The 6591-nt window shown below is 65.2% G+C and carries 3 protein-coding genes; 2 read left to right on the forward strand and 1 reads right to left on the reverse strand.

The window, feature by feature from the left end; translation table 11 throughout:
• Positions 1 to 1766 (reverse strand): hypothetical protein (locus ACFWPJ_RS21315; RefSeq protein ID WP_378853889.1); only part of this gene is annotated, 1766 nt, incomplete at its 3' end.
• Between the two features lie 222 nt (positions 1767 to 1988).
• On the opposite strand from ACFWPJ_RS21315, the gene ACFWPJ_RS21320 reads away from it, so the two are divergent.
• Both ACFWPJ_RS21320 and ACFWPJ_RS21325 read left to right on the forward strand, forming a co-directional pair.
• A complete protein-coding gene (locus tag ACFWPJ_RS21320) occupies positions 1989 to 3284 on the forward strand; it encodes a protein kinase (protein WP_378853891.1) in 1296 nt (431 codons plus the stop codon).
• A 38-nt stretch (positions 3285 to 3322) separates the two neighbouring features.
• Positions 3323 to 6591 (forward strand): AAA domain-containing protein (locus ACFWPJ_RS21325; protein ID WP_378853893.1); only part of this gene is annotated, 3269 nt, incomplete at its 3' end.

A 6591-nucleotide genomic window follows, 5' to 3' on the forward strand; every position in this document is an offset into this window, starting at 1 on the left:
TGGCGGAGGGTGACTGCGATCATTATGTGGTCGACCCGGATGTGGCGTTCCTCGGTGGTCGGCCGCGCACCCAGCCACCGCTGCGGGTTCTGGACGACGTTCCAGACCTGCTCGTTCAAGGATTCGCGGAGTTCGGCGACCGGCTTGAGGTTGTCGTATTCGTTGTTGTCCCACCGGTTCGCGACACGGCGGGCCAGCGCCTTGATGCGGCTCCCGTGCTCGGGGAAGACCGAGGCGTGCGACTTGAGTTTGAGGAGGGCTTGCCACTTGTCGCGGAATTCGACGACAGCCTGTGAGATGCCTTCGAACAGTTCGGTCTTGCGGTACACCGGGCAGGACTCACCTGCGCGGTTCGCGATCTCCGGATCGGCGACGTGCGCCAGCAGTTTGTTGAGTTCCTCGATGGTGCGGCGGCCTGCGTTGTTGGTCGGCTTGAGCTGCTTGTGGATGCCGCCCACGAAGAACGCGCCGTGCTCGAGGCGCAGTTGCAGAACGCGTTCCGCCGACTCCAGGGCCGGGTTGACCTGGCGGCCCTCGGCTCGGAGCTGGCTCAAGACGTTGTGCAGTGACTGACGGACATGTTCCTCGCGCTCGGTGAACGTGTCGAGGTTGTCACCCTTGACCTGGTCGAAATGGGTGAACAGGAAGTGCAGTTTCGCCGAGTGGCCGGAGATGGCAACGCTTTTCAGGGCGGCGGCAGCGGCGGCCTGCATGGGTTGCTGGGCATTGTCGACGAGCAGGACGGCGTCGACCTGGTCGAGTTGGCGGGAGATGCGGGTCGACAGTGGCGAGGCGTGGGATTTCGCGTGGCCGAGGCCTTCGCCATCGATGAGGACCAGGCGCGGGCGGGTGTCGGCCCACTTGGGAACGAACGGGCCGCTGACGCGGACCGCGCTCACCAGCGGGGTGAGGAGACGGCCGAAGAGTTTGGCGTTGTTGCCGGTGAAACGGGTGATGGTGGTGAGGAATTCGGCGCGATCGGTGCTCTCCAAGGCCCACAGGATGGGCCAATCGCGGGAGTCGTAGCGCAGTTCGCCGATATCGATGGCCTCGAACCGCTGCATCAGCTCGGTGAGGAGCATGTTCACGATCTGGGTGAAGCGGGGGTTGCGCGGGAGGTCGGAATCGGCGTTGCGTTCGATATGTTTGGCGACTTCGTCGGCGGGCACCGTGTAGGCGGTCTCGAGGGCGTACTCCTCGGCCATCAGCCGGATCGACTGGACAGCGGACTTCAAGGCGCGCGCGGTGGCCGCCTCGTCGATCTGGCCGAAATCGTCGGGGTCCAGGTCGTCGTCTTCGTCGTCCTCGTCTTCGTCGTCGATAACATCGTCGGCAGAGACGGCCTGGATTCGGCCCAGGGCGTAGCTGAACCGGAACCGCTGGTTCACGTGGTCGAGCAGCTTGCGGCCGACGACGGCGTCATCCTTGCCCGCGTAGGCCGCCAGGGCGGCCTCGACGACGTTCTCCTGGAGGTGCCCTTCGATGACGTCACGTGGCGCAAAGGTCACCGCGGCGCGGAATGTGGGCTCGTCGCTGACGATCACCTCCATGTCGGCGACCGTGGTTTTCGCGGTGGAGGTCGACGGGAACTTCTCCGTCTTCGGGTTGGTGCCGAGCAGCTGACGGACGACTGTCGTCTTGCCTGCACCGGTGGTACCGAGCAGCAGCACCTTTCGGTAACCGTCGGTGCTGGTCGGCAGTGGTATGGACCGCTCACGCAAGGACAAGGAATCAGTCTTGGAAAGGTCCACGCCCCCGTTGGCCATGTCGCTGTCACCTATCTTGCTGCAGTCGGCTGGTGGGTCCAGCCACGGCAACTCTAAAAGCGGCTGAAAACTATGTCAAACGATTTGCGCCGCGTGCTTTGATGGCGTGACATCGACCGAATGGTTTGGCTGACAGTCGGTCTGGGTAAACATAATGCCTCCGCCGCCTGTGTTCCTTTCATCCGGTATTTTGTTCCTTCGATCGAGAGGCACGGAGGGGTGATGGTGGCGCTGAAACCACAGGTTGTCGGTGGTCGGTATCAGCTGACCAGCCAGATCGGCGCCGGCGGTATGGGTCAGGTGTTCGCCGGATATGACCGCCACCTCGAACGCCCCATCGCGGTGAAGCTCACCAGGCCGGACCTGGATACGGATCCACAGTGGACCCAGCGGTTCATTCGGGAAGCGCGGCTGATGGCCCGCTTGGTGCATCCCGGGCTGCCTGCGATCCACGATGCGGGGATCGAACCGGGTCCGCCCGAACGGCCATACCTGGTGATGGATTTCGTGCACGGTGTGTCACTGGACCGGATCGCCGGGTACCGCAGCATGTTGCCGGTCGGGGTGGTCGCCTCGATCGGCGCACAGGTGGCGGCGGTGCTGGCGGCAGCACACCAGCAATCCATCTTCCATCGTGATCTGAAACCCTCCAACGTGATGCTGTGTCCGGACGGGACGGTGAAGGTCCTCGATTTCGGGTTGGCGGTGCTGCTGGACAGTGATGTCTCGCGGCTCACCTCCACCGGCAATACCCTCGGGACGCCCGCGTACATGGCGCCGGAACAGATCAATGGTGACCCGGTCGTGGCACAGACCGACCTGTACTCGCTGGGCTTGGTGCTCTACGAGTTGCTCACCGGTGCGCAGGTGATCACGGGGAGCACGCCGTTCTTGTTGTGGCGCAAGCAGATCGAATTGGTACCACCGGAGGTCTCGACGCTGCGCCGTGATGTTCCGCGTGATGTCGTCGCACTGTTGTCGGACATGCTCGCCAAGGATCCACGGCAGCGGCCGCGCGACGCGACGGCCGTGCACAGCACCCTGCAGCGGCATGTCGGCGGGCTCGACGAGCTCGACGATGTCCGGGAGCCAACCAGCCCGGCGCGACTGTATGCGCAAGCGCTGGTGACACCCCCGAGCTATCGAACAGCTCGCACACTGATCGCGCCACCGGCCGACATCGCCTTCACCGAGCCGCGCACCGCGCCCACCGTGCAAGGGTTCGGCGACGACGGGCGTAGCAGCGCCGACCGGCACTTCGACGCCGGTGAGTTCGCGATGGCGGCTGAGCTGTATCGAACGCGCGCCGAGGAACTCACCGCCGCGAACGGGCCGTATGACGAGCAGGCGATGTACTGCGTCCAGCGCCTTGCCATCTGCCAACTGCGCCTCGGGAATCCGAAGGCCGCCCTGAATCGGCTCAAGCGGTTGCACCAGCAGATGTCGGTGCGATTCGGTGCGCAGGACCCTCGCGTCATCGAGCTGGCGACCCAGATCGACGGCATCCACGTTCGCTGAGCACATCGGTTGCTCACTACTGTCATTGGAGGATTCGGGTGATCGACACCGCGAACGGGGAACCGATTCCCGCCGATCTCGTCGGTCGTGGTGCACGGCTGTTCGATTTCCTGGCGCATGCCCAGCAGCTGCGGGTGAGCCGGATCAAAGACATCGCCACCTATCAGCGTGACGGTGAGGTCATCTGGGTGGACGATCTCCCACCCGATCCCGCCGTCACCTATCAGCCGGCCGAGCCGGGTGCGCCGTTCCTCATCGTCGAGAAGACACAGGTTCCACCTGCTCCGGCGCCGCCGCGGATCCTGCGTGACTGGCTGGCCGGGACGATCGACAATCCTGAAGCCGAGCCCGATCTCGAGCCGCGTCGGTTCGATGCCGACGGAACGGAACTCGAACTCGCTGACCACCCGGACGTCGCCACGGCTTACGCGGAATGGCTGCCGCGGTGGCGGGAGTGGGCGCCGGTGGCGCGGCTCAAGCATGTCGTGCTCGCGCTGTATCGTACTCTGTACGAGGTCTATACCCGTTATGAGGGCGAGCGGGAGACCTTCGAGATCGTCTTCGCGCTGGGTCTGCTCACTTGGCATGGCAGCGCGGTCGGATCGGTGCGTCGGCACGTGCTCACGGTGCCGGTGGCGGTGCGGTTCGACTCCGGTTACGGTGCGCTGTCGGTCGCGCTGGATCCGGCGAGTACCGGCTACACCCCGGAACTGCAGGACATCGTCGAGGCAGGTCAGATGTCGGCGCCCGGTGATCTGCAACGGGCCGAGGAACAGGCCAGAACCGGTGACGTGGACGCCTTCGACCGGGACGACATCGCAGCCCTGGTCAGGATGTTCGTCAACTGCATCAATCCCGACGCCGAATACCGTGACGATCTCTCGCCTGGGGCCGCGACTCCGAGTCCGATCGCCTACTACGCGCCCGCGATCGTGCTGCGCAAACGCAGCAACCGGGGCATGGTGAAGGCACTGCGGGCCGTCGCCGACAACATCAGGAATACCGGATCGTTGCCCGCGGGCATGGTGAACCTCGTCGATCCCGATCATGAGCCAGCCGTGACCGGATGTGACGACGCAGGCGCGATCGTCCACGACGGTCCGGACAAGTTTCTCCCGTTGCAGCTCAACGACGTTCAGCTGCGGATCCTCGACCACGTCGACAACCATGCGCACACCCTGGTCCAGGGCCCGCCCGGCACGGGCAAAACTCACACGGCGGCCGCGCTCATCACCCACTTGCTCGCGCAGGGCAAACGGGTCCTGATCACCGCGCACACCGACCGGGCGTTGCACGAGGTGCGGCACCGGTTGCCCGACGAGATCAAACCGCTGTGCGTGACCGTCGTCGGTGATTCCCGCACAGAGCTCGAAGAACTGAAGACGTCGGTGAATCGGATCAATCAGGCTGCCGCCGACCATGATCCGGCCCGGTCGAAGCGCACGGCAGCCGCCACTCAGGCGAAGATCGAGGAACTGCGCCGCATTCGTGGCGGCTTGCATCGCGAACTGCTCAGCCTGCGGGAACGGGACATCACCGAACACCGGATCGGTGGGCGAACCGGCACTGTCGCCGACATCGCAACGCAGTGGTGCGCGGGCCGAAACGAATTCGACTGGACTACAGGGCTACTCGCAGCCGGTGCGGCGGAGCAATGCCCATTCTCGGTGGACGAGCTGACCGAATGGCTCGCGCTACTTCGAGACTCTGATCTCGCCGACCCCGAAGCTGCGGCACCGGACCTGGTCGCGGCTGCCGACCTGCCCATCGCGGACGACTTCGCACAATGGCATGCGCGAGAACGGGAAGCCGGTGAACAGCGGGAGTCGTATTCGCATCATCGTGGAACGCATGTTGTCGGTCAGCTGACGGCGCTGTCGCCGGAGGCGCGTGCCGAGCTTAGTCGCGCGGTGGCGGAGCTGGACAGCCAAGCCAAGGATTTCGCCAGTCGCCCAGATGCCTGGATGCGCGCGGCCCCCGAAGCGATCCGAGCCGGTCACCAGCACAGTTGGCATGGATGTGCGCAGACCGTCGACGCACTCATCCCGCAGATCGACGCGGCGCTCGAGACGATCGGATATACCGACGTCCAGGTGGCCGACGTCGATCTCGCACCGATGCTCGCGCTGGCGGAAAACCTGCGCCGACATATCGGGCAGGGCGGCAAATTCGAGGTCAAAACCGACGGTAGCCCGAAGCTGGGATTCCTCACCCCGCGAGTGGTCAAAGACGCGCAGCCGTTGTTCGAGCATGTCCGGGTCGACGGCCGGATGCCGACCAAGGTCGAACAGCTGACCGCTTTCCTGGAAACCCAGAACTGCCGACGTCTCCTCGGCCAGCTCGATGCCGCCTGGCCGATGCCGATCCCCGTGGCCGGAACCTTGCGTGACCGTGTCGCCGCGCACCGTGCGGCGCGGACCTTGCTCGGTCGGATTCTGGGTTACGGTGACCGGCTGGCCGCAACCGGTAACGCATTGCGGGACATCGGGGTTGCGGTGCCCAACTGGGCGAAGCCGGACGAAGTCGCGCACCTGCTCGAAGCGTTCGCCGCCGTCGAAGCCGAGCTGGCGTGGCAGCAGACCGGTGTGCCGCTGGCTCGCCTCACCGACCAACTCGACAGCTGGTGCCGAGATCCTCGGGCGACCGACAACCTGCACGAATTGGCCGCCGCCGTCCGCGAGCGAGATGTCGCCGCATACCGGCTGGCCGGCGAGCGACTCACCCAGCTGCACCGGCTCCGGCACGCTTTTGCGCGTCGCCGTGAACTCGACGCCACAATCTCCGAGCAAGCCGACCTGCACGCCGCCGTGACCGCAGACCCGGACAATCCCGAGTGGACCGGCAGGTTCGCCGAGTTCCCTGCAGCGTGGCAGTGGAATGCCATCGGCAAGTGGCTGACCAGCCACAACGTGGGCGAGGTCAATGATCTGTGTCGCCGTCTGGACGGTGTCGAGGAGCAGCTGCGGGTGCAGGCGACGATCCTTGCTACCACCAGAGCGTGGGACCGCGCGGTGGACAGGCTCACCAACAAGGCGCGGGCCGACCTGCTGCAGTACTCGCAATTGGTCAAGGATCGGGGTAAGGGCACCGGCCAGCATGCGGCACGCAAGCTGGTCGGCCTGCAGCGGGCACTGGCGGAATGCAGGCCCGCGGTGCCGGTGTGGATCATGCCGATCTATCGCGTGGTCGAGCAGTTCGAAATCAAACCGGACATGTTCGATGTGGTCGTCGTCGACGAGGCCTCGCAGGCAGGCGCCGCCGGGGGGGGGGGGGCAAAAAAACAAACCCCCCGAGGACAGGTAGGGAG

It is taken from the genome of Nocardia sp. NPDC058497 (assembly GCF_042720195.1).
Taxonomy (GTDB): domain Bacteria; phylum Actinomycetota; class Actinomycetes; order Mycobacteriales; family Mycobacteriaceae; genus Nocardia.

Coding starts and splice junctions, on each gene's coding strand:
- ACFWPJ_RS21320 (WP_378853891.1), top strand. CDS start 1,989: ATGGTGGCGCTGAAACCACAGGTTGTCGGTGGTCGGTATCAGCTGACC.